Here is a 26,992-nt window from a genome sequence, read left to right on the forward strand (position 1 = left end):
GTGAAGGATGTCAAGCGGGACAAGCTGACCGACACCGTGACCTTCCGGCTCGGCACGGTCGGCGCGATCACCGCCGAGCTGTTCGCCGAGCGGATCGCCGTCCACGGGCTCAAGCCCAAGCACGCCGGGCTGATGGCCCTGCTGGCCAGTGGAGCCGCCGCCTCGCAGCAGGAGATCGCCCGCACCATGCGGGTCACGCCCAGCCTGGTCGTCGGCCTCGCCGATCACCTGGAGGAGCTCGGTGCCGTCGGCCGGGAGCGCGACCCCGGCGACCGCCGCCGCCAGATCCTCACCCTCACCGACCGGGGCCGCGAACTGCTCGACGTCTGCACGTCGACGGCGAGCACCATCGACGAGGAGCTGACGGCCGGCCTCGACGACGCGTTCGGGGACGGGCTCCGCGAGACCCTCGCCGTGCTGGCCGCCCGCGCAGGCCTGCCCGGATAGGTGCACGGCGGGCGACTGCATATGGACATTCAGTCGCCGTGCTGGCTGAATGGATTCGTCGGTGCCGGTCTCGGCGCGCACGGTCTACCGAGGGGACAGGATGAGCGGGAGCAGCCCGGCCGCACGGTTGCAGCAGCTGTTCGAGGGGCACAGGCTCACACCCACCCAGCGCCGCATCGCGCACTCGATGGTGCGCAGGGCCGGCGACGCCCCGTTCCTCTCCAGCGTCGAACTGGCCGAACTGGCCGGGGTCAGCCAGCCCTCCGTCACCCGGTTCGCCGTCGCCCTCGGCTTCGACGGCTATCCCGCCCTGCGCAAGCACCTGCGCGAGGTCGCCCCGGCCGGGCCCGCCGACGGCGGCGGGGAGGACACGTACAACGAGTACCAGCAGGCGGTGCTCGGCGAGATCGAGAATCTGCGTCACCTCGCCGAACTGCTCGCCGACCCGGGACCCGTCGAACGGGCCGGAAAACTGCTCGCCGCCTCGCGCCCCCTGCTCGTGCTCGGACTGCGCGCCGCCTCCTCCCAGGCGCGGGGTTTCGGGTACTTCGCCGCCAAGGTGCACCCCGATGTCCGGGTGCTCGACGAGGGCGGCAGCATGCTGCACGACCGGATCGACGCGGCCCGGCGGGCCGGCGCCACTGCGCTGATCTGCTTCGCGCTGCCGCGCCACCCCCGCGAGGTCGTGGACGCCCTCGGCTACGCGCGGGACCAGGGCCTGACCGTGGTGTCGGTCGCCGACTCCGCCTTCGCCCCCGTGGCCCGGCACAGCGACCTGCTCATCCCGGCCGCCGTGGGGACCGGGCTCGCCTTCGACACCGCCTGCGCGCCCATGCTGCTCGGGCGCGTGCTGCTGGAGGCCATGTGCGACGACCTGCCCGACGCGCAGGCCCGGCTGGAGGAGTTCGACGCGGCGGCGGTGGCGCGGGGCCTGTTCGTCGAGTGAGGGCTCGCCTTGGTGCGGGGTTCCTCGGTGCGGGGTTCCGTCCTCAATCGCCGGACGGGCTTGGGTGCGGGTGCCCCGCGGGGGTTCGCCGTGCCCCGGTGGGTGGGGGTCCGGGGCCCCTCCGGGGCGTCTCCTCAGACGACGAACGTTCCGCGGGTACGCGATGGACCCGGGTCGATGTTCGTCGTCCTGCGGGGACTCCCCTGCACGGCCCCGAACCCGGCCGCCCTGCGTCTGCGGAGCACTATCGCCGGTGTGCAGACGCACACGATGCAGGGTGGGGGCGTGCAGGGGAGTCCCCGCAGAAAATGGCGTACGACCCGGGTCCCTGTTCGTCGTCGGGTGCACACGCCATTTTTGAGGAGTCTCCCCGGAGGGCCCCCACCCCCACCCACCGGGCAGAGGCGCACCCGGCGGGGGACCCGCACACAAGCCCGTCCGGCGATTGAGGACGGAACCCCGCACCCCCAAACCCCGCACCCCCAAACCCCGCACCCCGTTTCTCAGAGATCGCTCATGTACGGCCCTTAATCTGCGCCCACGGAATTGAGCACAGGAGCCGTCGAGAGGGGCACGGACGTGGGGCGCGGAGCGCAGTCGTTGGCGAGAGTGGCCGTGATCGTACGGGCCGGAGCGGCGCCCATGTGGTGGCCGGGCCTGGTCGCGGCGGCCATCGGGGCACTGGTACCGGGACTCACCGGTCGGCGTATCGGACTGCTGGCAGGGGCGGCGCTGTTCCTGGTCACCCTGGCCGTCGTGGCGCTGTCGCGCGGGGGCCGGTACGCCTCGCTCGCCCGGGGCGCCACCCGGGCCGGCCGCACCGACTTCCTCCAGGACCGGGCCGTGACGGTACGAAACTGGCGCCGGGGCCACCGCTGGTGGCTGCTCGGGGCGTTCCTCGCGGCGGTCGCCAGTGCGTTCGCCGTGCCCGGGGCGGGCGGGCTGCTGCTCGCCGGGGCCGGTGCCGGGCTCTGGGCCAAGGCCGTCCGGATCGGGCAGCGGGAGCGCCGGGACGATGTCCTGTACTGGGTCCGCACGGACTGGGTGGGGCGCGGCCGCCCCGCCGGCAAGCAGGTCGAGGCCTACCGGACGACGGGGCCCGCGGCGGGCGACGCGGCGCCCGGTGGGGCGCGGCGCTCCCGCTGATCCGGGGTCAGATCTCCAGGTCGGCCTCGATCTTCTTCAGCTGGTGGCGGGCCATGGCCAGGTTCGCCCGGCCGGAGTCCAGTACGAGGTACAGGAACAGGCCGTTGTTGCCACGGGTCTTGAGCAGCCGGATCAGGTGGTACTGGGTGCCCAGCGTGATCAGGATGTCCTCGATCTCGTCCTGGATGCCGAGGTGTTCCATGGTGCGGAGCTTGGCCCGTACGACGTCGGTGTTGCCCGCGGCCGCGACCTCCAGGTTGAAGTCCTTGCCGCCGCCGAGGGTGCCCAGCGCCATGCCGCTCGTGTAGTCGACGAGGGCGACACCGGTGGTGCCCTCGATGGACGACATCGCTTCCTTCAGTGACGCTTCGGTGTTCGCCATAGTGCTCGTTTCCTTTCCCTGACCGGTCGGGACGACCGGTTCCGTTTCTGAGTCGTGCCGGGCTCGTGCGGCGTCATGTCGTGCGGTGCGGCAGGGGGCCGGGCTGCTGCGGGGTGCGGGGCACCGGGGCGCGCGGGCCGGGGGAGGGCTGGGGTGTCCGCTCCAGGGCGGCGTCGACGAGCTCGCCGATCCGGGAGCCGGACCTGCGGCCCTCCAGATGGAGCCGGCCGACGTTGATGCGGTCCTCGGCGAGCAGGGTCAGTACGGCGGAGGAGCCGGCGGCGTACGTCGCGATGTAGCCCGTCTCGCCGCGCACGAGGAGTTCGCGGAAGCCGCCGCGGCCGGTCGCGTCCGTCATCCGGATCGAGACGCCGAGCGCGGCCGCGGTCAGGGCGGCGACGCCCTCCGCCTCCACTCCCGGGGTGTCATGGGCCAGGACGAGACCGTCGGTACTGGCCGCGAGGGCGCCGGAGAGGAGCGGAACCCGGGCGCGTAACCGCTGGAGCTCGGCCAGGACATCCTGTGCTTCGGCCTCGGGCACCATCAGCTGTCTCCTCCCGGCACGCTGTCTGAGCGCGCGTATCACAGGGCCTCCAATGCGTCTCGGAGCCGGCGCAACAGGGCGACGTCGGGGTCGGCCGTGACCTCGGGGAGTGCGATGCGGCCGGCCGGGTCCGTCGGCTGCCGTACCGCGGCGACCAGACCCGCGGCCGCGAGCCGGCGCAGGTCGACCAAGGTGTGGAACGCCGACCTGCCCAGCTCCTGCGCGATGTCCGTCGCCGTACGCACTCCGTCCACGCGCTCCAGTACGCGGCGCTGGCGCGGTGGCACGGGGGAGTCGGCCGGCCGGTCGCTCCGTACGAGCGGGGCGCTGTCGGTCACGGCCTCCGGCCAGATTCGGTCCAGCAGCTCCCGGCGCCGGAGCGTCTCGCGCTGCACGGCGTCCACGGGGACGGGGCGGACCGGGCCGATCCAGTGGGCGACCCCGTAGCGGAAGCGGGCCGGGGTCCGGGTCGGGGCGAGGGCGAAGAACGCCGCGTCGTACAGGGCTCCCAGGTGGCACAGCTCCAGGGCACCGCCCGGCACCCGGCCGCTGTCCACGAGGTAGCGGCCCACCCGCCGCCCGGCACCGGCCTGGGCGACCGCGTCCCACCAGCCCTCGCGGTGCAGCGAGCCGCCCCGGGTGAGCAGGACGTCGATGCCGGGGGTGGCCGGGCTCTCGGCGTGCACCACCTTGCCGTCGGCCAGGTAGAGGGTGCCGCGGTCGCGCATCAGGGCGCCGGTGGCCCGTTCGGCGGCGAGGCGCTGGAGCATGGGCGAGAGGGCAGCGGCCGGGGCGGGGGCGGGCGAGGGAGCGGGCGTTCTCATGCCAGGACCAGCCGCTCGGCCATCTCGCCCAGCCGTATCCGGGCCAGGGCCAGATTGCCCTCGGCGCGGTCCAGCCACAGGTGGAGGAAGACGCTGCTGTCGAAGTCCGTCTCGACGAACCGGAGGATGTGGTACCCGGCACGGGTGGTGACGATGACGTCCTCGACCGGTGGCGGCGCTCCCGCAACTCCGCTGCCGTCCGCGTCGGTTGACGCGTCGGGTAAGCCGGTCGCGAAGGCGGGCTGCTCGGCCGCCATCCGCGCCACCTCCGCCGTCTCCGCGGCGGTGGCCTCGTGGTCGCCGTTGGGCGAGTCACCGATGGTGCCGAGAGCGAGACCGCTCGTCCAGTCGACCACGGCGGCGCCACGGGCGCCGGGCAGTCTCATGACGTCGAGCAGGCACTCGTCGATTCCGGGCACGCGGACTCCCCTCCGACGCTGCGTGCGGCTGTGACCCAGAGGTTACGCAACGTGCTCGCTCCAGGTGGAGGTTCTGGCATTTTCCATTGGTACATGCGAGCGGTCCGGGAAAATGCCCCGCCGTGGGCCGTGGAAGGGAGTGCGTGGTCCCTGTCCGCCCCGCCCTGTTGACTGGAGCTATTCAGCCACTCAAGATGTGAATAGAAAATTCACAGTCGCGAGGAGGCATTGCCATGTCAGGACCCCGCCCCGTACGGGCACCGCGCGGTACCGAACTGAGCGCCCTGGGATGGCAGCAGGAAGCCGCGCTGCGCATGCTGCAGAACAACCTCGACCCCGAGGTCGCCGAGCACCCCGACAAGCTCGTCGTCTACGGCGGCACGGGCAAGGCGGCCCGCGACTGGCGCTCGTTCGACGCCATGGTCCGCACGCTGCGGACGCTCAAGCAGGACGAGACGATGCTCGTCCAGTCGGGGCGGCCGGTCGGCGTCATGCAGACGCACGAGTGGGCCCCGCGCGTCCTGATCGCCAACTCCAATCTGGTCGGCGACTGGGCGAACTGGGAGGAGTTCCGCCGCCTGGAGGCGCTCGGGCTCACCATGTACGGCCAGATGACCGCCGGTTCGTGGATCTACATCGGTACGCAGGGCATCCTCCAGGGCACCTACGAGACGTTCGCCGCCGTCGCCGCGAAGAAGTTCGGCGGGACGCTGGCCGGGACGATCACGCTGACCGCCGGGCTCGGCGGCATGGGCGGCGCCCAGCCGCTCGCCGTGACGATGAACGACGGCGTCGCGATCTGTATCGACTGCGACCCGCGCGCCATCGAGCGCCGCATCGAGCACCGCTTCCTGGACGTGAAGGCGGACAACCTGGCCCACGCGCTCCAGCTGGCCACCGAGGCGAGGGACGCCCGCAAGCCGCTCTCCATCGGACTGCTCGGCAACGCCGCGGATCTGCTGCCCCGGATGCTCGCCGAGGGCGCCCCGGTCGACATCGTCACCGACCAGACCAGCGCGCACGACCCGCTGGCCTACCTCCCGCTCGGCGTCGACTTCGACGACATGGCCGACTACGCCACCGAGAAGCCCGCCGACTTCACCCTGCGCGCCCGTGAGTCGATGGCGAAGCACGTCGAGGCGATGGTCGGCTTCATGGACGCCGGTGCGGAGGTCTTCGACTACGGCAACTCGATCCGCGGCGAGGCCCAGCTCGCCGGATACGGGCGGGCCTTCGACTTCCCGGGCTTCGTGCCCGCCTACATCAGGCCCCTGTTCTGCGAGGGCAAGGGCCCGTTCCGCTGGGCGGCGCTCTCCGGTGAGGCCTCCGACATCCACAAGACCGACAAGGCGATGCTGGAGCTCTTCCCGGAGAACGAGTCGCTGCACCGCTGGATCAAGATGGCCGGCGAGCGCGTCCACTTCCAGGGCCTGCCCGCCCGCATCTGCTGGCTCGGCCAGGGTGAGCGCGACAAGGCCGGCGAGCGCTTCAACGACATGGTCGCCAGTGGCGAACTGGTCGCCCCGCTGGCCATCGGCCGTGACCACCTGGACTGCGGCTCGGTCGCCTCGCCGTACCGCGAGACCGAAGCCATGCTCGACGGATCCGACGCGATCGCCGACTGGCCGCTGCTGAACGCCATGGTCAACGTGGCCTCCGGCGCCTCCTGGGTCTCCATCCACCACGGCGGCGGCGTGGGCATGGGCCGGTCCATCCACGCCGGACAGGTGACGGTCGCCGACGGTACGAAGCTGGCGGGCGAGAAGATCCGCCGGGTACTGACCAACGACCCGGGCATGGGTGTCATCCGGCACGTCGACGCCGGTTACGACATCGCGGAGTCGGTCGCCGCGGAGCGCGGGGTCAGGGTCCCGATGCGCGAGGGCGGCCCGGACACGCAGGCAGGCACGGACGGGACCGCCGCGTGAGCCCCACCTTCCACGCGATGTGGGCGTCCCTGCGGAACATCGGCCGCAACGCCGAGTCCGGCGGCTACCGGCGCTACGCCTGGACCGGGGCCGACGCCGACTGCCGCCTCTGGTTCCGGATGCAGGCAGAGGCCCGCGGCCTCGACTGCGAGGTGGACCGCAACGGCAACCAGTGGGCCTGGCGCGGCGACCCCCTGGCCGGGGACGCCGTCGTCACCGGCTCGCACCTCGACTCCGTACCGGACGGCGGAGCCTTCGACGGACCGCTCGGCGTCGTCTCCTCCTTTGCCGCGCTCGACGAACTCCGCCGCAGGGGAGTGGAGTTCACCAGGCCGCTGGCCATCACCAACTTCGGTGACGAGGAGGGTGCGCGCTTCGGTCTCGCCTGTGTCGGCTCCCGGCTGGCCGCCGGGCAGCTGACCGTCGAGGCCGCGCACCGTCTGCGCGACGGTGACGGCGTCCCCCTGCCGCAAGCCATGGAAGCGGCCGGGTACGACCCCGACGCCATCGGCCCGGACCCCGAACGGCTGGCCCGTATCGGCGCGTTCGTCGAACTCCACGTCGAGCAGGGCCGCGCCCTCGACCTCACCGGCGACCCGGTCGGCATCGCCTCCGCCATCTGGCCGCACGGACGCTGGCGGTTCGACTTCCGGGGCGAGGCCAACCACGCGGGCACCACCCGGCTCGCCGACCGTCGCGACCCGATGCTCACGTACGCCGAGACCGTGCTCGCGGCCCGGCGGGAGGCGGAACTGGCCGGCGCGCTGGCCACCTTCGGCAAGATCGCCGTCGAGCCGAACGGCGTCAACGCCATCCCCTCCCTCGTGCGTGGCTGGCTCGACTCCCGCGCCGCCGACCAGGACACCCTGGACACCGTCGTCGCCGGTATCGAGCAGGCCGCCCGGGAGTACGCGGAGCGGGCCGGGATCGACCTCGACGTCGTACGGGAGTCCTTCACGCCCGTCGTGGAGTTCCAGCACGCCCTGCGCGACGAGCTGGGCGCGCTCCTGAAGGGCTCCGCCGTCCGGGACACCGGGCGCGACGTCCCCGTGCTCGGCACCGGAGCCGGACACGATGCGGGTATTTTGTCCGCTTCGGTCCCTACCGCCATGCTGTTCGTGCGGAACCCCACCGGGATCTCGCACTCGCCGGCCGAGTTCGCCGCCGAGGACGACTGCGTGGCCGGGGTGATCGCACTCGCCGACGTACTGGAAGGTCTCGCGTGCCGATGACAACGGAGCCGACAACGGAGCCGACGACGGAGCTCGCCACGGAGCCGGCGGGCAAGCCCGTCACCGTGACGTACTGGCTGTCCCATGCCTGGCTCGGCACCCATGTCGAACCGGACGTCGTCCTGGAGGTGGCCGGCGGACGGATCGCCGGGGTGCGGACCGGCGTCGACGCCCCGCCGCCCGGCGCGACCGTGCTGCGCGGGCTCACCCTGCCGGGGCTCGCCAACGCCCACTCGCACGCCTTCCACCGCGCCCTGCGCTCCACCGTCCAGGTCGGCTCCGGCACCTTCTGGACCTGGCGCGAGACCATGTACCAGGTCGCGTCCCGGCTCACCCCCGATACGTACTACGACCTGGCCCGTGCCGTGTACGCCGAGATGGCGCTGGCCGGCATCACCGCGGTCGGCGAATTCCACTATCTGCACCACGGGCCGGGCGGCGTCCCGTACGACAACCCGAACGCGATGGGCGAGGCCCTGATCGCGGCAGCCCGCGAGGCCGGAATCCGGATCACCCTGCTGGACACCGCCTACCTCGCCGCCGGATTCGGCCGTCGGCCCTCCCAGTACCAGACGCCCGACCGGCACCAGCTGCGCTTCTCCGACACCACCGCCGACGCCTGGGCGGAACGCGCCTCCCTCCTCAAGGGTGACGAACACGCCTTGATCGGCGCGGCCGTTCACTCCGTGCGGGCCGTCCCCGCCGACCAGCTCGCCACCGTCGCCCAGTGGGCCGAGGAGCGGCAGGCTCCGCTCCATGTCCACCTCTCCGAGCAGACCGCGGAGAACGACGCCTGCCTCGCCACCCACGGCCGCACCCCCACCCGGCTGCTCGCCGACCACGGGGTCCTCGGCCCGCGCACCACCGGCGTGCACAACACCCACCTCACCGGCGAGGACATCGAGCTCATCGGTTCGACGGCCACCGGCACCTGCATGTGCCCGACCACCGAACGCGACCTGGCCGACGGCATCGGCCCCGCGGTCGCCCTCCAGCGTGCCGGATCGCCGCTCTCGCTGGGCAGCGACAGCCACGCCGTGATCGACCTCTTCGAAGAGGCCCGCGCGATGGAGCTCAACGAGCGCCTGCGCACCCGGACCCGCGGCCACTGGACGGCCGCCGCACTGCTGCGCGCCGCCTCGGCCGACGGCCACGCCGCACTCGGCAGGCCGGACGCGGGCATCCTCGAACCGGGCGCCCCGGCCGACCTCGTGACCGTGGCCCTCGACTCCGTCAGAACCGCGGGGCCGGTGCCCCGACTGGCAGCCGAAACAGCTGTATTCGCCGCCTCCGCGGCCGATGTGCGGCACACCGTGGTCGCGGGCCGGCACATCGTCCGCGACGGACATCACGAGCTGGTCGGCGACGTCCCCGGAGCGCTCGCGAAAGCCATCGCGGCCCTGCACCACTGAGCACCCAGGCGGCGGCCACTCCGCCGCCCCCACGCAAGGAGAGCAGCCCCCCGATGACGACGACCGCCATCACCCACATCTCCGCACTGGTCACCAACGACCCCTCCCTCGGTGACAGTTCCCCCCTCGGACTGATCCAGGACGCGGCCGTCGTCATCGAGGGCGACCGGGTCGTCTGGACCGGTGAATCAAGCAAAGCACCCGCCACTGACAACGCCGTCGACGCGGGCGGCCGGGCCGTGATCCCCGGCTTCGTCGACTCCCACTCCCACCTCGTCTTCGCGGGCGACCGCACCCAGGAGTTCAACGCCCGGATGTCCGGCCGCGCCTACAGCGCGGGCGGGATCAGGACCACCGTCGCCGCCACCCGCGCGGCCACCGACGACGAGCTCTCCGCCAATGTCGCCCGCTACCTCGCCGAGGCGCTGCGTCAGGGCACCACGACCTTCGAGACCAAGTCCGGCTACGGCCTCACCGTCGAGGACGAGGCCCGCGCCCTGCGCATCGCGGCCCGCCACACAGACGAGGTCACCTTCCTCGGCGCCCACATCGTCTCCCCGGACTACGCGGACGACCCGGCCGGCTACGTCGACCTGGTCACCGGACCGATGCTCGACGCCTGCGCCCCGTACGCGCGCTGGATCGACGTCTTCTGCGAGAGGGGCGCGTTCGACGGCGATCAGGCCCGGGCGATCCTGACCGCGGGCCGCGCCAAGGGCCTCCACCCCCGGGTCCACGCCAACCAGCTCGGGCACGGTCCCGGCGTCCAGCTCGCCGTCGAGCTCGATGCCGCGTCCGCCGACCACTGCACCCACCTCACCGACGCCGACGTCGACGCCCTGGCCCAGTCGGAGACCGTCGCCACGCTGCTCCCCGGCGCCGAGTTCTCCACCCGGGCGGCCTGGCCCGATGCCCGCCGCCTCCTCGACGCGGGCGCCACCGTCGCGCTCTCCACGGACTGCAACCCGGGCTCCTCGTTCACCTCGTCCGTCCCGTTCTGCATCGCCCTCGCGGTCCGGGACATGGGCATGACCCCCGACGAGGCGCTCTGGTCCGCCACCGCGGGTGGCGCGGCGGCCCTGCGCCGCGGCGACATCGGCCGGATCGCCCCCGGCGCCCGCGCCGACCTGGTGGTCCTCGACGCCCCCAGCCACGTCCACCTCGCCTACCGGCCGGGCGTACCGCTGGTCCACGAGGTCTGGCGGAGCGGCGAGCGGGTCGTCGCACCGCGCAGCGTCTGATCAGGTCCCGGAGAACGCGGAAGGACCTGCCCCTCGGCGGGGCAGGTCCTTGATCCGGCAGTCGAACCGGCAGTCCCGCAAGCGCGCCGCGGGGTGCCCGTTCACTCCTCCAGGGTCAGTCCCTTGCGGAGCTTGACCAGGGTGCGGGAGAGCAGCCGCGACACATGCATCTGCGAGATGCCGAGCTCCTCGCCGATCTCCGACTGCGTCATGTTGGCGACGAACCGGAGCGAGAGGATCGTCCGGTCGCGGCCCGGCAGCGAGGCGATCAGCGGCTTCAGGGACTCGACGTACTCGATGCCTTCGAGTCCGTGGTCCTCGTAGCCGATCCGGTCGGCCAGTGCGCCCTCGTTCTCGTCCTCCTCGGGCTTGGCGTCCAGCGAGCTCGCGGTGTACGCGTTGCTCGCGGCCATGCCCTCGACGACCTCGTCGTGGGTGATGCCGAGGCGGTCGGCGAGCTCGCCCACAGTGGGCGATCGGTCCAGCTGCTGGGCGAGCTCGTCGCCCGCCTTGGCCAGGTCGAGCCGCAGTTCCTGCAGGCGGCGCGGTACGCGCACGGACCAGCTGGTGTCGCGGAAGAAGCGCTTGATCTCGCCGATGATGGTCGGCATCGCGAAGGTCGGGAACTCGACGCCCCGGCTGAGCTCGAACCGGTCGATCGCCTTGATCAGGCCGATGGTGCCGACCTGGATGATGTCCTCCATCGGCTCGCTGCGCGAGCGGAACCGGGAGGCGGCGAACTTGACCAGGGCGAGATTCAGTTCGACGAGCGTATTGCGTACGTAGGAGTACTCGTGCGTGCCCTCTTCGAGGGATTCCAGCCGGGCGAAGAGCGTCTTCGACAAGGCCCTGGCATCCAGCGGCCCCACTTCGGAGTAGGGCGGGATCTCGGGAAGTCCTTCGAGACCGGTCACGCCTTCGGTGCTGCGGTTGTCTTCGGTACTGCTGGTGTCACTGCCACTGCTGGTGGTGCTGTTGCGCGTGCCGTCCAGGACGACCGCAGCAGGGGAGTCTGATTCGGTCAGTCCCTGAGGACATGCTGACGTCGCGTCGTGGGTACGCGGTTCGTCGAGCCGGGGTGACATGGTCTCCTCCATCGTTCTCGGCATATGGCTGCCGATGCCCATACGTGTTCCTGCGGTGAAGCGGCGCCTCCAAAGCCGGCCGTGTTTTGGTGTCCCCCTACCCTTACCCGGTTCCTGCAGGTCGTTACAACCTCCAATTGACGCTATATGTCCGGTTTGTTGAGGTCTTCGGCTACCGCGTGGCGCACGAAACGCGTACTGTTTTAAGAGCGTCAGCGACAGCTGCAACTCATCTGCATGCGTATTGATGCAGACAGTGACGAGACGAAGAGGGACGGGCATGGACCGCGGGACGGTCGGCAGCGCGAACCGGGGTCGGCTTCAGGTCGAGGCCCGGACCGAGGGCCGCAGTGAGGTTGTCACGCCGGTGGGCGAGCTGGATCACCACACGGCGGACCTGCTGCGCGAGCCCTTGGAGTACGCGGTCGAGCAAGGGCGTGTGCGCCTGGTGGTCGACTGTTCGCAGCTCGAATTCTGCGATTCCACCGGGCTGAATGTGCTGCTCGGTGCCCGCCTCAAGGCGGAGGCGGCCGGGGGAGGGGTCCATTTGGCCGGAATGCTGCCGGTGGTGGCGCGGGTCTTCGAGATCACCGGGGCCGAGGCGGTTTTCACCGTCCACGCCTCCCTCGAAGAGGCCCTGGACACCTGATCGTGACGCGTTTCGACGCCACGGGCGCCCCTTCTGTTGCCCGTGTCACGCGTTCCGCATAGGCGGAGTGGGTGTTGTCACGAAACGGCCGGGCAGGAGACACCCCGGCGAGCCGTATCGGACCTGCGCGTTTCGTGTCCGTGCGGTACCTGTAGCAGTGTCCGTATCAGTATTCGTATCTGTATCTGTATCTGTTCGATGGCGACATGGTGAATCGGTGAGGTGAAGCGCTGATGAGCACCACCCGGCAGCATCCGCCGGGCGACCTCGGCCGCGAGCCGGAGGGCGCAGGCGTGGGTGCACGCGCCGACGCGGGCTTGCGCGCGGACGCGCGTTCCGGCGTTCCCTCCGCCGCGCACGTGGAGCCCGGGGAGCGGCAGTGGCGCACGCTGTCGCTCCGGGAGGCCAGCGGCATCGTGCCGACGGCCCGTGATTTCGCCCGCCAGGCGCTCCATGACTGGGGCTGGCTCCCCGCCTCGACCGCCGACCGCCGTGCCGCCGCCGAGGATGTCCTGCTGGTCGTCTCCGAGCTGGTCACCAACGCGTGCCTGCATGCGGACGGCCCCGACGAGCTCCGCATCGCCTGCACGCCGAAGGCGCTGCGGGTCGAGGTCGCCGACGGTGGCGCCGGGCAGCCCGCACCCCGCACCCCGCACCGGGCGGGACGGCCCGGCGGGCACGGCATGTTCATCGTGCAGCGGCTCTGCCTCGACTGGGGAGTCGTACGGGTTCCGGGCGAGCCCGGCAAGACCGTCTGGGCGGAGCTGGCCGCCCCCGCATAGCCCCCACGCAGGTTTTCCCTGCTCGTCCCCCCGGGCTCGTACGCCCCTCGAAGAGCGCGCCGGATCGGCGCGCTCTTTGTCTTCCCTCCACAAGGCCCCGGGCGTACCTTGAGCGCCCAATCTGATGTGTCGTCAGTTATTTGCGTCGTGCGAAGCGGCGCGCGGCGACTCCCGGCATGAGGGGAACTGAGGTGTCGTACCAGAAGCGAACAGCTCTCGCGCTGGCGTCCGGGCTGGCGAGCGCGGTGGTGCTGCTGGCCGCGCCCGCCGCCCACGCGACGGTCGTCGACGTCAACTACAAGTGCAAGACCCCGATCGGCGACAAGGCCGCCGTCTCGCCCATCGACATCAAGAGTGTCAAGAGCGGCAGCGGCTACAAGCTCACCATGTCCTTCCAGAAGGGGGTTTCCTCCAGTCCGGTCGAACTGGGCAAGGGGGCGATGAGCCCCAGTGCCGTGATCAAGGTGGGCGGCGCCGACCCGGGACAGGTGCAGGTCGCCGGAGCGCCCAACTCCGCGGCCATCCCCGCCAACACCCCCATCAAGATCAGTGACCTGTCGGGGACGTACACGCCGAAGAAGAGCGGCAAGGTCGACTTCACCGCCGGGGTGCTCACCATCAAGGCACTCGGTACGACGACGACCTGTACCCCGGCGAACAACCCGGGCCCCTCGCTCTCCCTCGACGTCACCGCGGCGGGCGGCGGCGGTACGAGCACGTCGGGCGGCAGCGAATCACTGCCCAAGACCGGCCCGCTGGACTCGGCGGTGGCGCTCGGCACGCTCGGCGGCACGGTGCTGCTGACCGGTGCGGCCGGCGTGCTGTGGCTGACCAGGCGGGGGCAGCGGGCCACGGGCTGACCCCCGCGCGAACCGCCGTCGCCGTCACGCACCAGGGAGCCGCCCATGCCGCCGTTGACCGGTCACGCCACCCGCCTCGTCCCAGCACCTGGCGTCTTGGGGCCTGCCGTCCCAGGACCTGTCGTCTCAGGACCTGCCGTCGCACGGCTTTCCGCCGTGCGACGTGTGGCCCGTGTCCTGCCGCTGCTCGCCGCCCTGTGGTGCACGGTCGCCATGGCGGCGGTGGCCGGGGCCACCGAGCACCCGGCCGGTCCGGCATGGACGGCACAGCCCGCGGTGAGCGGCCCCGGGCGGGGTGAGGGCAGACCGTACTTCTATCTGGAGGGTCTGCCCGGCAGCGTCCTGGAGGACCGGCTCTCGGTCACCAACCCGGGGCCGGAGCCGGTCACCGTACGGCTGCGCGGCGCCGACGCGTACAACACGGGCGACGGCGGGTTCGCGGTGCGCGGTGCGCACGGCTCCACCGGGACCGGGGCCTGGCTGCGGACGGCGAGCGAGGAGGTGACGGTGCCCGCCCGGACCCGGGCCGACGTGCCGGTCTCCTTCACCGTGCCCGAGGACGCGCAGCCCGGTGACCATCCCGGCGCGATCGTCGCCGAGAGCGGCGGCCGGTCCGTGGGCGTACGGGTCCAGCTGCGGGTCGGCGGGCCGACGCTGGCCGCGCTCACGGTGGAGGACGTGACGGTGAGCGGCGGGAGCATCCACTACGCGCTGGTCAACCGGGGCAACGCGGTTCTCGTGCCGCGCCTGTCCGTCAGCGCGGACGGGGTGTTCGGCACCCTGCTGCGGCGGGGCGCCCGCACCCTGCCCGTGGAACTGCTGCCCGGTCAGCGGGTGCGGCTCACCGAACCGTGGCGGGACGCCCCCGCCCTGGACTCCGTCACCGTACGGCTGCGCGTCACGGCGGCGGGCGGGGCGCACGGCGAGGCGACCGCCTCGGCGGCCTTCGTGCCCTGGGTGCCGGTGACCGGCGGCGCGCTGCTCCTCCTGGCCGCCGTCGCCGCCGGTGTGTACGGCCTCCGGCGCAGGCGAGGCACACGGCGGGGCACACGCGACGACGGGGCCGAACCGGCTCCGGATCCTGAACAGCACTCCGACGAGAGGCACTTGGTGAAGGCGGGAGCGGAATCGTGACTGGACGGACCGGACCGGCGGCATTCCGGAGCGACGGCCGCGGGCGGGCGGGCGTGCTGCTCGCCGTGCTGCTGGCCGCGATACTGCCCGCCCTGCTGCTGACCGCGACCGGGGCGCGGGCCGAAAGCCCGAGTGCGGCGGACCCGAAACCGGTGGTCACGCTCTCGGAGAAGCAGGCGGGCAAGGGCGGCGAGATCACCGTCAAGGGCAAGGGCTGGCGGCCCGACACCCTGCTCATGATGCTGATCTGCGGGCAGTCCACCCCGGCCCGGGGAGTGATCGGCGGCACCAACTCCTGTGCCAACGCCGACGGCCGCGCCGTCACCACCGACAAGAAGGGCGCCTTCGCGAAGAAGCTGCCGGTCGCCGAGCCGCCCGCGCCGTGCCCCTGCGTGGTCCATGTCGCCACGGTCACCGGCGAACAGGCCCTCGCCGACGCGGTGTTCGTGGTCGCGGGCCACCCGGTCGCCGCACTGCCGAAGCAGACGGGCGACGGAAAGCTCGCCGTCCTCGCGGCCACCCGGCTGGAGGGCGACAGCGGGATCCTCACCTGGTTCGGCGCACCGCCTTCGCGTCGGCTCGTGTTCACGGTCGGCAACCTGGGTTCCGCGGCGGTCAAGGACCCGGTCTTCCTGGTCGGCACCGCGCACGGCGTCTACTCCACGCAGTGGGAGGAACGCCAGTGGCGGGGGACCGTCGAGCCCGGCCGCAAGGCCCGTATCGAACTGCCCGTCGAGCTGACGGCGGGCGCCCACGGCGACTACCAGATCTCGTTGAAGTACGGCACGAAGGTGCTGGCCGAGCAGCCGTGGGGGGTCGGCCGCCCATGGGGTGTGACGCTCTTCTGGATCCTGCTCTGCCTCGTCGTGCCCGCTGCCGTCTTCCGTATCGGCATGGCGATCGTCGACAAGGTACGGCCGCGCCCCGCGCACGCGGGGGGCCGTCGGAGGCAGCGTTCGTCCCCGCGCGCCGGAGTGACCGTGAGGTTCCCGAAGCTGCGGCGTGCCCCGGCCCCGGCCGTGGGCCCCGCGCCGCCTGCGAGCACCACGACCACGGCCGCGCTGCCGTGGTTCACCCCTGATTCCGCACCGTCAGAGCACAGACCGACGACGAAGGGACATTCGTGAGTACGCAACGCAGGACGGTCGCGGCGGGAGTCGCGATGATGATCGGCGGGGCGGGCATGCTGCTGGGCGCGAGCCCCGCCCAGGCCGCCGACATCTCGTACAAGACGGAGTGCATACCCCCGGCCATCTCCGGACTGCCGCCCGTCCAGGGCACCACCAAGGTGCAGCTGACCGCGCCCGCCTCGGCGAAGGTCGGGGACACCGTCGAGGTCACGTGGAAGACGGTCCAGGCCGCCTCCAGCAACCCCGACGTCCTCGATCTCGACAAGGACACCGTCAAGCCGACCGGCACCGTCAAGCTGGGCGGTGCCGCCACCGGCGACCTGAAGATGGAGGGGCCGCGGCAGAACCCGGCGATCCCCAAGAACAGCCCGATGATCGTGTCGGACATGAAGGGCACCCTGAAGCTGGAGAAGGCGGGTGATCTGACGCTGACGCCGGACGCGTACGCCCTCAACGTGTCCAAGCCGATCTCCACGGACACCAAGTGCACCCCGAAGGAGACCGTCCAGCCGGGCGCGACGATCAAGGTCACGGACGGCGGCGGATCCACCACCGGAGGAACGACGGCCGGAGGAACGACGGCGGGTGGCACGACGGCGGGTGGCACGACGGCGGGTGGTACGACGGCCGGTGGTACGACGGCCGGGGGAACGACCGCGGGCGGCACCACGACCGGCGGCACGACCTCCGGCGGCACCGGCGGCACCGGCGGTGCGACCGACTTCCCGGGCAAGGAAGTCGTCGTGAACTTCGCCTGCAAGTCGCCAGGACCGGAGGAGGGCATCGCCTCCAAGGTGACGATCAACGCCAAGAAGAAGGGCGGGAGCTACGCGCTCACGGTCAAGACCGCCAAGGACGTGATGGACAGCCCGGCTCCGCTGCCCGCCGGCGCGCTCAAGCCGTCCATGAACATCGTCATCGGCGGCGCCGACAAGGGCTCCGTGACCGTCACCGGACCCGGGAACCCCAAGGCCCTGGAGAAGGACAAGCCGGTCAGCCTCACCGACATGACCGGCACGTACAAGCCGGGCGCCTCCGGCAAGGCCACCCTCACCCCCGGCGCCCTGACGATCGACGTCATGCTGGGAGGCTCGAAGATCACCATCCCGTGCACGGTCAAGGGCACCCCGCAGGCGTCCCTCGAACTCGACACCACCGCCCAGGAAGGCGGTGCGTCCGGTGGTGACACCGGGGGCTCCGGCGGAGCTGCGGCGGCGGGCGGCGGCACGGCGTCCGGCGGCGGGCTCGCGGCCACAGGCGCCGAGGACAACGGGTCCCTGCGCGCACTCGGCCTGGTCGCCGGTACGGCGATCCTGCTGGGCGGCGCCGTGTTCACGTTCACCCCGTGGCGCCGGCTGCGCTCGGGCCGGAGCTGACACCGGATCCCGTACGCATACGGAAGGGGCCGCCGCACCGTGGAAACGGTGCGGCGGCCCCTGCGCGTGGAACCGGAGGATCAGCTCGCGTCACTCATGTGCTGCGTGACCTTCTTGCGGTACATCCAGATGCCCACACCGGCGATGACCGCGAGGACCGCCTCGAAGGCGACCGCCCCCGTGGTGTTCAGGTCGACGCCGAGCTGCGGGGAGGTGAGCAGACCGGTCACCGAGTCGCCCGCGGTGACCGCGAGGAACCAGACACCCATCATCTGGGAGCTGTACTTCGCCGGAGCCATCTTCGTGGTGACGGACAGACCGACCGGGGAGAGGCAGAGCTCGGCGACCGTCTGGATGAAGTAGATCGCCACCAGCCACATCGGGCTGACCCGTCCGCCGTTGGCGGCGGTGTCGATCAGCGGGATCATGAAGACGACGAAGGAGATGCCGATCAGCACGAGGCTGGAGGCGAACTTGACGGCGGTGCTCGGCTCCTTGCCGCGCTTGTTCAGCCACAGCCAGCCCGAGGCGACCACGGGGGCGATCGCCATGATGAAGATCGGGTTCAGCGACTGGTACCAGGACGTCGGGAAGTCGAAGCCGAGCAGGCTGTTCGTCGTCGAGTTCTCACCGAAGATCGACAGGGTCGAGCCGTTCTGGTCGTAGATCATCCAGAAGACGGCGGCGACCACGAAGAACCAGACGTAGCCCGACAGCTTGGACTGCTCGGTCGCCGTCAGCTCCTTGTCGCGCTTCATGCGGACCAGGACGGCGACCGGGATGATCAGTCCGGCGATGGTGATCGGCAGCAGCGCCCAGTCGGCGAAGTTCCCGGTGACGCCGAGCAGGCTGTAGAACACGACCGCGACGATCAGCCAGACCAGGCCCTTGCGCAGGACGGAGCGCTTCTCCTGCTCCGTCGCCGGAGTGGAGACGACATTGCTCTCCGGGCTCAGGTGGCGGGTGCCGAGCATGAACTGGGCGAGGCCCAGAGCCATGCCTATCGCGGCGAGCGCGAAGCCGAAGTGCCAGTTCACGTTCTCGCCGACGGTGCCGATGGTCAGCGGGGCGAGGAAGGCGCCGATGTTGATGCCGATGTAGAAGAGCGTGAAGCCACCGTCGCGGCGCGGATCCTTCGGGCCGTCGTAGAGGTGGCCGACCATCGTGGAGATGTTCGCCTTCAGCAGGCCGGAGCCGAGCGCGACGAGCACGAGGCCCGCGAAGAAGGTCGCCGAGTTGGGCACAGCAAGCGTGATGTGGCCGAGGATGACGACACCGCCGCCGATGGCGACCGTCTTGCGCGGCCCCCAGAAGCGGTCGGCCATCCAGCCGCCGGGCATGGCGAGCAGGTAGACCATCGCCATGTAGACGGAGTAGATCGCCGTCGCCGTGGTGGCGCTCATGTGCAAGCCGCCGGGCGCGATCAGGTACAGCGGGAGCAGTGCCTTCATGCCGTAGAAGCTGTAGCGCTCCCACATCTCGGTCATGAAGAGAGTGGCCAGGCCGCGGGGGTGGCCGAAGAACGTCTTCTCGCCACCAGCGGTGCTCGCCGGGTCCTTCGTCAGGCTGGACGCCATGATCGATCCTTGCTTGCTCGGGACGCATCGCTCGCGAGAGGTATGCGCCCGGTGGGGGGAGGCCGGCACCGACGCGGGTACGCCCACCGCAATCGGGATCCACGCCCGGAGCACCCTCATCGGCGTCCGGGCCCGGCCCACAGGTCATTCACTGAAATTCCGGACTGGCGGGTACCAGCCCTGCACATGCAAAAGGACCTTCGGCGCTTTAGCTGCCCAAAGGTCCTTGAGTAGTGCAACAGGCGTTGAAACACCATACGACACGACTGAGAGGGATATGAAAGGACTTGAGACATGGATCACAGGTCCAGGTGCAACCACACTCCCACATTCGAAGGTCTGGACAGGAACGGGTCGTAGACCCGCAGGGCTCTTGGATCACCTCACTCCTTGTCGTCCGCGCGGACTACCATCACTGCATGACCCGTGTACTGCTCGCCGAGGACGACGCATCCATCTCGGAGCCGCTGGCCCGCGCCCTGCGTCGGGAGGGTTACGAGGTCGAGGTCCGCGAAGACGGCCCGACCGCTCTCGACGCCGGCCTCCAGGGCGGAATCGACCTGGTCGTGCTCGACCTGGGGCTGCCCGGAATGGACGGCCTCGAAGTTGCCCGCCGGCTCCGCGCCGAGGGCCACACCGTGCCGGTCCTGGTGCTCACCGCCCGCGCCGACGAGGTGGACACGGTCGTCGGCCTCGACGCCGGTGCGGACGACTACGTCACCAAGCCCTTCCGGCTGGCCGAGCTCCTGGCCCGGGTCCGGGCCCTGCTGCGCCGCGGCGCCACCGAGCCCGCCCCGCAGCCCGCCACCCACGGCGTCAGGATCGACGTCGAGTCGCACCGGGCCTGGATGGGCGACGAGGAACTCCAGCTCACCGCCAAGGAGTTCGACCTGCTGCGGGTCCTGGTCCGGGACGCGGGCCGGGTCGTCACCCGCGACCAGCTGATGCGCGAGGTCTGGGACACCACCTGGTGGTCCTCCACCAAGACCCTCGACATGCACATCTCCTGGCTCCGCAAGAAGCTCGGCGACGACGCCGCCAATCCCCGGTACATCGCCACCGTCCGGGGCGTCGGCTTCCGCTTCGAGAAGAGCTGACGTACAGAAGCAGTCATGCGCCGACGCCTGATCAACTCCACCCTCGCCGTGGTGCTCGTGGTGATCGCCGTCTTCGGCGTCTCCCTCGTCATCGTGGAGACCCGCACCATCAGCAACAGCGCCCAGGAGAGCGTCGACTCCGAGGCGCTGCGGCTGATCAGCGTCATCGAGAGCCGCCTCCTCGGCGCCGAGCGGATCAACCCCGGCGTGCTGGCCGAACAGATCGACGACAAGCGCTACGCCCTGGTCAAGATGCCCGGCCGCGCCCCCATCGAGGTCGGCGAACGCCCCAGCGGCAGTGTGATCACCGCCACGGAGGAGGGCGAACACGGCGAGAAGGTCACCGTCGAGGAGTCCCGCACCTCCGTCACCCGCGAGGTCGGCCGCACCTTGATGATCATCGGTGCGGTGGCGCTGCTGGCCATCGTCTCCGCCGTGCTCCTGGCCGTACGCCAGGCCAACAAGCTGACCTCCCCGCTCACCGACCTCGCCGAGACCGCGGAACGCCTGGGATCGGGCGACCCGCGCCCACGCCACAAGCGGTACGGGGTGCCGGAGCTCGACCGGGTGGCCGACGTCCTGGACTCCTCCGCCGAACGGATCGCCCGGATGCTGACCGCGGAGCGCCGGCTCGCCGCCGACGCCTCCCACCAGCTCCGTACGCCGCTCACCGCGCTCTCCATGCGGATCGAGGAGATCTCCGTCACCGACGACCCCGAGACGGTGAAGGAGGAGGCGAACATCGCCCTCACCCAGGTGGAGCGGCTCACGGACGTGGTCCAGCGGCTGCTGACCAACGCCCGGGATCCGCGGACCGGCTCCGCCGTCGTCTTCGACCTCGACGAGATCGTCAAGCAGCAGATCGAGGAGTGGCGCCCGGCCTACCGGAGCGAGGGACGGGCCATCGTCTGCTCCGGCAAGCAGGGCCTGAGTGCCGTCGGCACACCGGGCGCGGTCGCGCAGGTGCTGGCCGCGCTGATCGAGAACTCACTCATGCACGGCGGCGGTACGGTCGCCCTGCGCACCCGGGTCACCGGAAACCAGGCGGTCATCGAGGTCACGGACGAGGGCCCCGGGGTCCCCGCCGACCTGGGCGCGAGGATCTTCGAGCGGACCATCAGCGGCCGCAACTCCACGGGCATCGGCCTCGCGGTTGCCCGCGACCTGGCGGAGGCGGACGGCGGCCGCCTGGAACTGCTCCAGCAGCAGCCACCGGTCTTCGCGTTGTTCCTCAGCCAGGTGGCCCTGGACAGAAAGACACCGGATCGCCCGGTGAGGTGACCGGCTACGTGCGGGCCGTATCGGCCTCGATCCGTACCACCGCGGCCGGCGCGGGAGCGGGCGCCGGAGCGGGTACGGAAACGGCACGAGCCGCCCGCGCGACGTCCTGCGTGCTCACGACGACGTCGTCCGTGCTCACGATCGCGTCCTGCGTGCTCCCGACCGCGTCCTCCGTGCTCACGACCACGTCTTTGTCAGGCAGCGCCCTGAAGACCCACGTCCGGTAGGACCAGAAGCGGAACATCGTCGCGATGCCGATTCCGAGGATCTTGAAGACATTGCTCTGGACCGGGCTGTTCCAGCCGAACCCGTATGTCGCGGCGTACAGCACACCGGTCTCGATGACCGCACCCACGGCGCTGAACAGCAGGAACAGGGTCAGCTCCCGGGTCCGGCCGCTCTTGTCGCGGTCCCGGTACGTCCAGTAGCGGAAGCCGACGTAGTTGCAGAGGATCGCGACGAACGTCGCCATCAGACCCGCACGCACCGTCGGAATGTCCGTGTAGCGCCACAGCAGGTTGGATACGGCGATATTGACGACCAGGCCGACCGCGCCGACCACGCCGAACTTGGCGACCTCCCGGGCCAGCAGATCCAGCCGGGTCCGCAGTGCGCCCCGTTCGCTCATGGTGATCGCTCAGCCCGTCTGTCGGTTCGGCTTCAGGTTCCGTCAACCAAGCCATGCTAACCAGGTGGCCCGCCGGCTGCCTGTGAGTACCGGTACAGGTGTGGCGAGGTCGTGACACCGGGATCACCTTCCCGGCCCGCCCGCGGGGCATAGCCCAGGGCATCGTCGGGAGGTCCCGGACGGTGCGGATACCCTGGAGGAGTGACGTTCCCGGTAGTCGGCATGGTCGGTGGCGGTCAGCTCGCCCGTATGACCCACGAGGCGGGCATCCCCCTCGGCATCAAGTTCAAGCTCCTCAGTGACACCGCTCAGGACTCGGCGGCCCAGGTGGTGAGCGAAGTCGTCGTGGGCGACTATCGCGACCTGGACACGCTGCGCGCCTTCGCGCGCGGCTGTGACGTGATCACCTTCGATCACGAGCACGTGCCCACCGAGCATCTGCGGGCCCTGGAGGCGGACGGCATCCCCGTGCGCCCCGGCCCCGACGCCCTGGTGCACGCCCAGGACAAGGGGGTGATGCGCGCGAAGCTCACCGAGATCGGCGCGCCCTGCCCCCGCCACCGCATCGTGAAGGACCCGGCCGACGCCGCGGCCTTCGCCCAGGAGGTCGGCGGCTTCCCCGTCATCCTCAAGACGGTGCGCGGCGGCTACGACGGCAAGGGGGTCTGGGTGGTCCGCTCCGAGGCGGACGCGGCCGACCCCTTCCGGGCCGGCGTCCCCGTCCTCGCCGAGGAGAAGGTCGACTTCGTACGGGAGCTGGCGGCCAACATCGTCCGCTCGCCGCACGGCCAGGCCGTCGCCTACCCGGTCGTCGAGTCGATCCAGGTCGACGGCGTCTGCGACACGGTCATCGCGCCGGCCCCCGAGCTGAGCGAGAAGCTCGGAGGCGAGGCCCAGCAGCTCGCCCTCCGTATCGCAGCCGAGCTCGGAGTCGTCGGCCACCTCGCCGTCGAGCTCTTCGAGACCCGCGACGGGCAGATCCTCGTCAACGAACTGGCGATGCGCCCGCACAACTCCGGGCACTGGACCCAGGACGGCGCGATCACCTCGCAGTTCGCCAACCACGTCCGGGCCGTCCTGGACCTTCCGCTCGGTGACCCGCGCCCGCGTGCCACCTGGACGGTCATGTCCAACGTGCTGGGCGGCGACTTCCCGGACATGTACCAGGCGTACCTGCACTGCATGGCCCGTGACCCGCAGCTCAAGATCCACATGTACGGCAAGGACGTGAAGCCCGGCCGCAAGGTCGGCCACGTCAACACCTACGGCGACGACCTGGCGGACGTGCGCGAGCGCGCCCGGCACGCGGCCGACTACCTGCGAGGAACGATCACCGAATGACCGCACAAGGTTCCGCTCCCGTCGTCGGCATCGTCATGGGCTCGGACTCCGACTGGCCCGTCATGGAAGCGGCGGCCAAGGCCCTCGACGAGTTCGAGATCCCCTACGAGGTCGACGTCGTCTCCGCCCACCGCATGCCGCGCGAGATGATCGCGTACGGCGAGAACGCCGCGGGCCGCGGCCTGCGGGCGATCATCGCCGGTGCGGGCGGCGCAGCCCACCTGCCCGGCATGCTCGCGTCGGTCACCCCGCTGCCCGTCATCGGTGTGCCCGTCCCGCTGAAGTACCTGGACGGCATGGACAGCCTCATGTCCATCGTGCAGATGCCCGCCGGCATCCCGGTCGCCACCGTCTCCATCGCGGGCGCGCGCAACGCGGGCCTGCTGGCCGTCCGCATCCTCGCCGCCCACGACAGCGAGCTGCAGACCCGCATGACGGAGTTCCTCTCGGACCTGAACGACCAGGCCACCGAGAAGGGCAAGCGCCTGCGCAACAAGGTCGGGAGCCACGACTCCTTCGGCTTCGGGAAGTAGGAACGGTGACGGACCGACTGGACCTGGCCCGGGAACTCCTCGCCGAGTACCCCGTCGTCGACGGCCACAACGACCTGCCGTGGGCACTGCGCGAACAGGTCAATTACGACCTGGACGCCCGCGACATCGCCACCGACCAGTCGGCCCATCTGCACACCGACATCCCCCGGCTGCGCGCCGGGGGAGTCGGAGCCCAGTTCTGGTCCGTCTACGTGCGGTCCGACATGGCGGGCGACGACGCCGTCAGCGCCACCCTGGAACAGGTCGACGCCGTCGCCGAACTGCTGGAGCGCCACCCCGCCGACCTGCGCCGCGCGCTGACGGCCGACGACATGGAGACGGCCCGCTCCGAGGGCCGGATCGCGTCGCTGATGGGGGCCGAGGGCGGCCACTCCATCCACAACTCGCTGGGCACCCTGCGTGCCCTGCACACCCTCGGCGTCCGCTACATGACGCTGACCCACAACGACAACATCGCCTGGGCGGACTCGGCGACGGACGCCCCGGGCGTCGGCGGACTCTCCCCGTTCGGCCACGAGGTCGTACGGGAGATGAACCGCACCGGCATGCTGGTGGACCTCTCGCACGTCGCCGCGACGACGATGCGCGACGCGCTCGCCACCTCGACCGCGCCGGTGATGTTCTCGCACTCCTCCGCACGGGCGGTCTGCGACCACCCGCGCAACATCCCCGACGACGTCCTCGCGCAGCTCCCGGCCAACGGGGGCATCGCCATGGCGACCTTCGTGCCGAAGTTCGTGCTGCCGGAGGCCGTCGCCTGGACGAAGTCCGCCGACGAGAACATGCGCGCCCAGGGCCTGCACCACCTGGACACCACCGAGCGGGCCATGAAGATCCACGCCGCGTTCGAGGCGGCGAACCCCCGCCCGATGGCGACCGTGGCCACCATCGCCGACCACCTCGACCACATGCGCGAGGTCGCGGGGATCGACCACATCGGCATCGGCGGCGACTACGACGGCACCGCGTTCCTCCCGCGGGGCCTCGAAGACGTCTCGGGCTACCCGAACCTGATCGCGGAGCTGCTGGGCCGCGGCTGGTCCGCCGCCGACCTGGCCAAGCTCACCTGGCAGAACGCGGTACGGGTACTGCGCGCCGCCGAGGACGTGGCCCGGGAGCTGCGGACCCGCCGCGGCCCGTCCCACGCCACGATCGAGCAGCTGGACGCGCCGAAGGCCTGAACCCCGGCCGTCAGCAGGCGCAGAGACAGAACGGGTGGCCCGCCGGATCGGCGTACACCCGGAAACTCCGCTCCCGGTCCGCCGCGTCGAGCACGGTCGCACCCAGAGCCAGCGCTTCCCGCTCCGCCGCGTCCAGATCAGGCACCTTCAGGTCGAGGTGCGACTGCTGCGAGCCGTCCGCACTCGGCCACCGCGGCGGTACGAAGCCGGGCGCGGCCTGGAAGGCGAGCGGCGTGCCGAAGTCGCCGGTGAGGTCGACCCACCGGTCGTCGTTGTCCTCCATCACGGTGACCTTTCCGCCCAGCAGCCCGGCGTAGAAGCCGGCGAGGGCCAGGGGGTCCGGACAGTCCAGGACGACTGCACCCAGGGTGGCGATGGCCATGACGTTTCCTCCTTGGACGGATCTGATCGGTCGGCTGAGGAGCGGCGGAGACGGTGCGCGGGTGCGGGTCAGGCCTTCGGTCGGCCCATCGCCCGGTACGTCCACCCGGCGTCGCGCCACACCGCCGGGTCCAGCGCGTTGCGCCCGTCCAGGATGATGCGGCGGCCGGTGACCTCGCCCAGCTCCTCCGGGTCGAGCTCACGGAACTCGCGCCACTCGGTGAGGTGCAGCACGACATCCGCGCCGCGCACGGCGTCCAGGGCGGTGTCGGCGTAACCGAGGGTGGGGAAGAGCCGCCGGGCGTTGTCCATGCCCTTCGGGTCGAAGACGGTGACCTGGCCGCCCTGGAGGTGGATCTGGCCGGCGACGTTCAGCGCCGGGGAGTCGCGTACGTCGTCCGAGTCGGGCTTGAACGTCGCGCCGAGCACGGCCACCCGCTTGCCGAGGAACGAATCGCCGCCCACGGCCTCCCGGGCCAGCTCCACCATGTGGCCGCGGCGGCGCATGTTGATGGAGTCGACCTCGCGGAGGAAGGTCAGGGCCTGGTCGGCGCCCAGCTCACCGGCGCGCGCCATGAAGGCGCGGATGTCCTTGGGCAGGCAGCCGCCGCCGAAGCCGATGCCGGCCCGCAGGAACTTCTTCCCGATGCGTTCGTCGTGGCCGATCGCCTCGGCCAGCTTCACCACGTCGCCGTCGGCGGCCTCGCAGACCTCCGCCATGGCGTTGATGAACGAGATCTTGGTGGCCAGGAAGGAGTTGGCGGAGGTCTTCACCAGCTCGGCGGTCGGGAAGTCCGTCACGACGAACGGGGACCCCTCGGCGACCGGTACGGCGTACACCTCGCGCAGCAGCTTCTCGGCCCGCTCGCTCTCCACACCGACGACGATCCGGTCCGGGTGCAGGGTGTCGTTGACGGCGAAGCCCTCGCGCAGGAACTCCGGGTTCCAGGCCAGCTCGGCGCCCTCGCCCACCGGTGCGAGCTCGACGAGCCGGGCCGCGAGCCGGGCTGCGGAGCCGACCGGCACGGTGGACTTGCCGACGACCAGGACGGGCCTGGTCAGATGCGGTGCGAGCGATTCGAAGGCGCTGTCCACGTAGCTCATGTCGCAGGCGTACTCGCCGTGCTTCTGCGGGGTGTTCACGCAGACGAAGTGCACATCCCCGAATTCCGCCACCTCTTCCCACGAAGTGGTGAACCGCAGCCGTCCGGTGGCGCCCTCGATGCCCGCGACGTGCTTCTTCAGGATCTCTTCCAGCCCCGGCTCGTACATCGGGACCCGGCCGGCGGACAGCATCTCGATCTTCTCGGGCACGACGTCGAGCCCGAGCACCTCGAAGCCCAGTTCCGCCATGGCCGCGGCGTGGGTGGCGCCGAGATAGCCGGTGCCGATCACAGTGATCCTGAGGGCCATGT

General features: G+C 71.1%; 27 protein-coding genes. 18 read left to right on the forward strand and 9 right to left on the reverse strand.

The genetic code is table 11. The features are described from left to right. From OG912_RS21440 to OG912_RS21450, 3 genes are all read left to right on the forward strand, one after another. Entirely contained in the window at positions 1-447 is a 447-nt protein-coding gene (locus tag OG912_RS21440; RefSeq protein WP_327710813.1) for a MarR family winged helix-turn-helix transcriptional regulator, read from the forward strand. Positions 448-547: 100 nt separating this feature from the next. Next, on the forward strand, positions 548-1,393 hold the full coding sequence (locus OG912_RS21445; protein ID WP_327710815.1) for a MurR/RpiR family transcriptional regulator: 846 nt from the start codon (positions 548-550) through the stop codon (positions 1,391-1,393). Positions 1,394-2,002: 609 nt separating this feature from the next. After that, complete coding sequence (locus tag OG912_RS21450; protein ID WP_327710817.1) at positions 2,003-2,539, forward strand: hypothetical protein; 537 nt, start codon at positions 2,003-2,005, stop codon at positions 2,537-2,539. A 7-nt stretch (positions 2,540-2,546) separates the two neighbouring features. Here the strand turns inward: OG912_RS21450 and OG912_RS21455 are convergent, their stop codons facing one another. The 4 genes from OG912_RS21455 to OG912_RS21470 all read right to left on the reverse strand — a co-directional run bounded on the left by OG912_RS21455 (position 2,547) and on the right by OG912_RS21470 (position 4,708). Beyond that, positions 2,547-2,921, reverse strand: a complete 375-nt coding sequence (locus tag OG912_RS21455; RefSeq protein WP_327710819.1) for a hypothetical protein — start codon at positions 2,919-2,921, stop codon at positions 2,547-2,549. Between the two features lie 73 nt (positions 2,922-2,994). Continuing rightward, positions 2,995-3,465: a roadblock/LC7 domain-containing protein gene (locus tag OG912_RS21460; RefSeq protein WP_326736560.1), complete on the reverse strand. Its 471-nt coding sequence runs from the start codon at positions 3,463-3,465 to the stop codon at positions 2,995-2,997. Positions 3,466-3,503: 38 nt separating this feature from the next. Beyond that, positions 3,504-4,289, reverse strand: coding sequence for a transcriptional regulator (locus OG912_RS21465; protein ID WP_327710822.1), 786 nt, complete (start codon positions 4,287-4,289; stop codon positions 3,504-3,506). Further along, positions 4,286-4,708 (reverse strand): hypothetical protein, encoded by a 423-nt coding sequence (locus OG912_RS21470; protein WP_326736557.1) that lies wholly within the window; start codon positions 4,706-4,708, stop codon positions 4,286-4,288. Before OG912_RS21470 ends, OG912_RS21465 begins: the two co-directional genes overlap by 4 nt. Positions 4,709-4,941: 233 nt before the next feature. Here OG912_RS21470 and hutU point away from each other — a divergent pair, with 233 nt between their 5' ends. The 4 genes from hutU to hutI are packed head-to-tail and all read left to right on the forward strand — an operon-like array spanning position 4,942 to position 10,521. After that, a complete protein-coding gene (gene hutU, locus OG912_RS21475; RefSeq protein ID WP_327710823.1) occupies positions 4,942-6,636 on the forward strand; it encodes a urocanate hydratase in 1,695 nt (564 codons plus the stop codon). A gap of 17 nt (positions 6,637-6,653) precedes the next feature. Continuing rightward, the gene (locus tag OG912_RS21480) at positions 6,654-7,868 is read left to right on the forward strand and encodes an allantoate amidohydrolase (RefSeq protein WP_327713498.1); all 1,215 of its coding nucleotides are present in this window, start codon (positions 6,654-6,656) and stop codon (positions 7,866-7,868) included. Beyond that, positions 7,865-9,280 carry a formimidoylglutamate deiminase gene (locus tag OG912_RS21485; protein WP_327710824.1) on the forward strand — a complete coding sequence of 472 codons (1,416 nt, stop codon included), beginning with the start codon at positions 7,865-7,867 and terminating at the stop codon, positions 9,278-9,280. Before OG912_RS21480 ends, OG912_RS21485 begins: the two co-directional genes overlap by 4 nt. 53 nt (positions 9,281-9,333) lie before the next feature. Then, entirely contained in the window at positions 9,334-10,521 is a 1,188-nt protein-coding gene (hutI, locus tag OG912_RS21490; protein WP_327710825.1) for an imidazolonepropionase, read from the forward strand. 101 nt (positions 10,522-10,622) lie between these two features. On the opposite strand, the gene OG912_RS21495 is transcribed toward hutI, so the two are convergent. After that, positions 10,623-11,606: an RNA polymerase sigma factor SigF gene (locus OG912_RS21495; protein WP_327713499.1), complete on the reverse strand. Its 984-nt coding sequence runs from the start codon at positions 11,604-11,606 to the stop codon at positions 10,623-10,625. Between the two features lie 280 nt (positions 11,607-11,886). Between OG912_RS21495 and OG912_RS21500 the strand changes: the two genes are divergently transcribed. The 6 genes from OG912_RS21500 (at position 11,887) to OG912_RS21525 (ending at position 17,537) form a co-directional block, all read left to right on the forward strand. Then, on the forward strand, positions 11,887-12,255 hold the full coding sequence (locus OG912_RS21500; RefSeq protein ID WP_327710827.1) for an STAS domain-containing protein: 369 nt from the start codon (positions 11,887-11,889) through the stop codon (positions 12,253-12,255). 233 nt (positions 12,256-12,488) lie between these two features. After that, on the forward strand, positions 12,489-13,037 hold the full coding sequence (locus OG912_RS21505) for an ATP-binding protein (protein WP_327710829.1): 549 nt from the start codon (positions 12,489-12,491) through the stop codon (positions 13,035-13,037). 191 nt (positions 13,038-13,228) lie between these two features. Beyond that, positions 13,229-13,897 carry a peptidase gene (locus tag OG912_RS21510; RefSeq protein WP_327713500.1) on the forward strand — a complete coding sequence of 223 codons (669 nt, stop codon included), beginning with the start codon at positions 13,229-13,231 and terminating at the stop codon, positions 13,895-13,897. Positions 13,898-14,110: 213 nt separating this feature from the next. Then, on the forward strand, positions 14,111-15,031 hold the full coding sequence (locus tag OG912_RS21515) for a COG1470 family protein (RefSeq protein ID WP_327713501.1): 921 nt from the start codon (positions 14,111-14,113) through the stop codon (positions 15,029-15,031). Continuing rightward, positions 15,028-16,158, forward strand: coding sequence for a hypothetical protein (locus OG912_RS21520; protein ID WP_443061002.1), 1,131 nt, complete (start codon positions 15,028-15,030; stop codon positions 16,156-16,158). Before OG912_RS21515 ends, OG912_RS21520 begins: the two co-directional genes overlap by 4 nt. A gap of 38 nt (positions 16,159-16,196) precedes the next feature. Continuing rightward, the gene (locus OG912_RS21525) at positions 16,197-17,537 is read left to right on the forward strand and encodes a hypothetical protein (RefSeq protein ID WP_327713503.1); all 1,341 of its coding nucleotides are present in this window, start codon (positions 16,197-16,199) and stop codon (positions 17,535-17,537) included. Positions 17,538-17,617: 80 nt separating this feature from the next. Here OG912_RS21525 and OG912_RS21530 read toward each other — a convergent pair whose 3' ends face one another. Further along, positions 17,618-19,114: a peptide MFS transporter gene (locus OG912_RS21530; RefSeq protein ID WP_327710830.1), complete on the reverse strand. Its 1,497-nt coding sequence runs from the start codon at positions 19,112-19,114 to the stop codon at positions 17,618-17,620. A 419-nt stretch (positions 19,115-19,533) separates the two neighbouring features. Between OG912_RS21530 and OG912_RS21535 the strand changes: the two genes are divergently transcribed. Then, positions 19,534-20,211 carry a response regulator transcription factor gene (locus tag OG912_RS21535; RefSeq protein WP_018524728.1) on the forward strand — a complete coding sequence of 226 codons (678 nt, stop codon included), beginning with the start codon at positions 19,534-19,536 and terminating at the stop codon, positions 20,209-20,211. A gap of 15 nt (positions 20,212-20,226) precedes the next feature. Next, complete coding sequence (locus tag OG912_RS21540) at positions 20,227-21,492, forward strand: ATP-binding protein (protein WP_327710832.1); 1,266 nt, start codon at positions 20,227-20,229, stop codon at positions 21,490-21,492. 4 nt (positions 21,493-21,496) lie between these two features. Here OG912_RS21540 and OG912_RS21545 read toward each other — a convergent pair whose 3' ends face one another. Next, positions 21,497-22,120: a GtrA family protein gene (locus OG912_RS21545; RefSeq protein WP_327710834.1), complete on the reverse strand. Its 624-nt coding sequence runs from the start codon at positions 22,118-22,120 to the stop codon at positions 21,497-21,499. A 201-nt stretch (positions 22,121-22,321) separates the two neighbouring features. Here OG912_RS21545 and OG912_RS21550 point away from each other — a divergent pair, with 201 nt between their 5' ends. Genes OG912_RS21550 through OG912_RS21560 form a run of 3 tightly spaced genes read left to right on the forward strand, consistent with a single transcriptional unit; the run spans position 22,322 to position 25,196 of the window. Continuing rightward, positions 22,322-23,461, forward strand: coding sequence for a 5-(carboxyamino)imidazole ribonucleotide synthase (locus OG912_RS21550; RefSeq protein ID WP_326736548.1), 1,140 nt, complete (start codon positions 22,322-22,324; stop codon positions 23,459-23,461). Beyond that, on the forward strand, positions 23,458-23,994 hold the full coding sequence (purE, locus tag OG912_RS21555; protein WP_327710836.1) for a 5-(carboxyamino)imidazole ribonucleotide mutase: 537 nt from the start codon (positions 23,458-23,460) through the stop codon (positions 23,992-23,994). The genes OG912_RS21550 and purE overlap by 4 nt, the downstream gene beginning before the upstream one ends. A gap of 5 nt (positions 23,995-23,999) precedes the next feature. Next, entirely contained in the window at positions 24,000-25,196 is a 1,197-nt protein-coding gene (locus OG912_RS21560; RefSeq protein WP_327710837.1) for a dipeptidase, read from the forward strand. A 10-nt stretch (positions 25,197-25,206) separates the two neighbouring features. On the opposite strand, the gene OG912_RS21565 is transcribed toward OG912_RS21560, so the two are convergent. Both OG912_RS21565 and OG912_RS21570 read right to left on the reverse strand, forming a co-directional pair. Then, positions 25,207-25,578, reverse strand: a complete 372-nt coding sequence (locus OG912_RS21565) for a VOC family protein (protein ID WP_326736545.1) — start codon at positions 25,576-25,578, stop codon at positions 25,207-25,209. Positions 25,579-25,646: 68 nt separating this feature from the next. Then, on the reverse strand, positions 25,647-26,990 hold the full coding sequence (locus OG912_RS21570; RefSeq protein ID WP_327710838.1) for a UDP-glucose dehydrogenase family protein: 1,344 nt from the start codon (positions 26,988-26,990) through the stop codon (positions 25,647-25,649). Between the last annotated feature and the right edge of the window lie 2 nt (positions 26,991-26,992).

Origin of the sequence: Streptomyces sp. NBC_00464, assembly GCF_036013915.1 — a bacterium.
Lineage (GTDB): Bacteria > Actinomycetota > Actinomycetes > Streptomycetales > Streptomycetaceae > Streptomyces.

Bases quoted from the DNA above. Each gene is read 5' to 3' on its own strand.
- OG912_RS21445 (WP_327710815.1), top strand. From the start codon at position 548: ATGAGCGGGAGCAGCCCGGCCGCACGGTTGCAGCAGCTGTTCGAGGGG.
- OG912_RS21570 (WP_327710838.1), bottom strand. From the start codon at position 26,990: ATGGCCCTCAGGATCACTGTGATCGGCACCGGCTATCTCGGCGCCACC.
- purE (WP_327710836.1), top strand. From the start codon at position 23,458: ATGACCGCACAAGGTTCCGCTCCCGTCGTCGGCATCGTCATGGGCTCG.
- OG912_RS21480 (WP_327713498.1), top strand. From the start codon at position 6,654: ATGTGGGCGTCCCTGCGGAACATCGGCCGCAACGCCGAGTCCGGCGGC.
- OG912_RS21535 (WP_018524728.1), top strand. From the start codon at position 19,534: ATGACCCGTGTACTGCTCGCCGAGGACGACGCATCCATCTCGGAGCCG.
- OG912_RS21465 (WP_327710822.1), bottom strand. From the start codon at position 4,289: ATGAGAACGCCCGCTCCCTCGCCCGCCCCCGCCCCGGCCGCTGCCCTC.
- OG912_RS21495 (WP_327713499.1), bottom strand. From the start codon at position 11,606: ATGTCACCCCGGCTCGACGAACCGCGTACCCACGACGCGACGTCAGCA.
- OG912_RS21485 (WP_327710824.1), top strand. From the start codon at position 7,865: ATGACAACGGAGCCGACAACGGAGCCGACGACGGAGCTCGCCACGGAG.
- OG912_RS21530 (WP_327710830.1), bottom strand. From the start codon at position 19,114: ATGGCGTCCAGCCTGACGAAGGACCCGGCGAGCACCGCTGGTGGCGAG.
- OG912_RS21545 (WP_327710834.1), bottom strand. From the start codon at position 22,120: ATGAGCGAACGGGGCGCACTGCGGACCCGGCTGGATCTGCTGGCCCGG.
- OG912_RS21525 (WP_327713503.1), top strand. From the start codon at position 16,197: ATGATCGGCGGGGCGGGCATGCTGCTGGGCGCGAGCCCCGCCCAGGCC.
- OG912_RS21460 (WP_326736560.1), bottom strand. From the start codon at position 3,465: ATGGTGCCCGAGGCCGAAGCACAGGATGTCCTGGCCGAGCTCCAGCGG.
- OG912_RS21565 (WP_326736545.1), bottom strand. From the start codon at position 25,578: ATGGCCATCGCCACCCTGGGTGCAGTCGTCCTGGACTGTCCGGACCCC.
- OG912_RS21515 (WP_327713501.1), top strand. From the start codon at position 14,111: ATGGCGGCGGTGGCCGGGGCCACCGAGCACCCGGCCGGTCCGGCATGG.
- OG912_RS21455 (WP_327710819.1), bottom strand. From the start codon at position 2,921: ATGGCGAACACCGAAGCGTCACTGAAGGAAGCGATGTCGTCCATCGAG.
- OG912_RS21540 (WP_327710832.1), top strand. From the start codon at position 20,227: ATGCGCCGACGCCTGATCAACTCCACCCTCGCCGTGGTGCTCGTGGTG.
- OG912_RS21500 (WP_327710827.1), top strand. From the start codon at position 11,887: ATGGACCGCGGGACGGTCGGCAGCGCGAACCGGGGTCGGCTTCAGGTC.
- OG912_RS21505 (WP_327710829.1), top strand. From the start codon at position 12,489: ATGAGCACCACCCGGCAGCATCCGCCGGGCGACCTCGGCCGCGAGCCG.
- hutI (WP_327710825.1), top strand. From the start codon at position 9,334: ATGACGACGACCGCCATCACCCACATCTCCGCACTGGTCACCAACGAC.
- hutU (WP_327710823.1), top strand. From the start codon at position 4,942: ATGTCAGGACCCCGCCCCGTACGGGCACCGCGCGGTACCGAACTGAGC.